At 77.8% G+C, this 1072-nt stretch carries 1 protein-coding gene; it reads right to left on the reverse strand.

Annotated elements, in window-relative coordinates:
* Positions 1–1072, reverse strand: a 1072-nt coding sequence (locus EYA84_RS32230) for an NAD(P)H-hydrate dehydratase (protein WP_131057898.1), incomplete at both ends; no start/stop codon positions are given.

Genomic DNA, 1072 nt, shown 5'->3' on the forward strand with positions numbered 1-1072 from the left:
ACGGCGGCCCGCTCCGCCGGCAGGCCGGACGCGAGCAGCGCACCGAGCAGCCCGGCCAGGACGTCCCCGGTGCCGCCGGTGGCCAGGGCCGGGGTGCCGGTCGGATTGACGTACGCCCGGCCGTCCGGCGTGCCGATCACCGTGCGGTTCCCCTTGAGCAGCACCACGGCGTTCGTCCAGGCGGCCAGCCGCAGCGTCGCGGCGACCCGGTCCGCGCCGGGCTCCTCGCCGCAGAGCCGGGTGAACTCCCGGTCGTGCGGAGTGATCACGATGGGCGCGTCGCGCTGCCGGAGCCGGTCGGCGAGCCGACCGTCGACCAGCAGCGTCAGCGCGTCGGCGTCCAGCACCACCGGCACCGGCGCGGCGAGCACCGTCCGCAGCTCGGCGGCGGCCCGGTCGTCCGTGCCCAGGCCCGATCCGCACACCCACGCCTGCACCCGACCCGCGTCGACCACCCGATCGGTGGCGATCACCGACGGGTAGCGGCGCACCACCTCCTCGCGGGCACCCCCCGCGTAGCGGACCAGGCCGGTCGGCCCGGCGAGCGCGCCGCCGACCGAGAGCACCCCCGCACCCGGATACGTCGCCGACCCGGTGGCCACCCCGACCACGCCCCGGGTGTACTTCTCCGAGGCCGCGCCGAGCCGGGGCCACCAGTCGACCACGTCGGGCTCCTCCACGACGTGCAGCGCCGGGCTACCCCGCAGCCACGGCCCCAGCCCGATGTCGACCAGCTCCACCTGCCCGGCGAGCGCGGCGGCGGGGCCGACCGCCAGAGCCGGCTTCCAGGCGCCGAAGGTCACCGTCACGTCGGCCCGCACCGCCTCGGGGCGACCGGACGAGGTCAACGGCACCGCCCCGGTGTCCACCTCGACGCCGCTGGGCACGTCCACCGCCACCACAGTCGCGCGACCACCGTCGCGCCCGTGCTGCCGCGACAGGCTCGCCGCCAACTGCTCGGCGGTCTCCCGCAGCCCGCCGCGCCCGCCGATGCCCACGATCCCGTCGAGCACCAGGTCGACCGTTGCCGGCGGGCGCGCCACGACCCGACCACCGGCGGCCCGCAACGCCG

The organism is Verrucosispora sp. SN26_14.1 (genome assembly GCF_004307965.1).
Classification (GTDB): Bacteria; Actinomycetota; Actinomycetes; order Mycobacteriales; family Micromonosporaceae; genus Micromonospora.